1 protein-coding gene is annotated in these 242 nt (G+C 79.3%); it reads right to left on the bottom strand.

The window, feature by feature from the left end:
* The coding region (locus QWY29_RS20615) for a hypothetical protein (protein ID WP_300963086.1) at positions 1–242 on the bottom strand (242 nt) is incomplete at both ends.

Below are 242 nucleotides of genomic sequence, written 5' to 3'. Positions count from 1 at the left end.
GCCGTCGCCGACCCGTCGGCGGTGGTGAACCGGCGCTCGGTCGTGCGCACCGCGCCGATGTCGAACAGCGACGCCTTCTGGCAGGCGCCGACGGGCTCGGAGCCGTCGCCCCACGCCGCGCGGGTCCACGGCAGGTCGTCGGCGACCGTCGGCATCCGGGTGGCGTCGAGCAGGTGGGTGCGCGCGGGGCGGCCCAGCAGCGGCTGGGGCGGCAGCGGCACGAGCGTGCGCTCCGGCCGGGC

The sequence above is a fragment of the Nocardioides abyssi genome (assembly GCF_030412915.1).
Lineage (GTDB): Bacteria > Actinomycetota > Actinomycetes > Propionibacteriales > Nocardioidaceae > Nocardioides > Nocardioides abyssi.
Note: the sequence above shows the minus strand (reverse complement) of the source record. Positions and strands in the feature narration are given on the sequence as shown.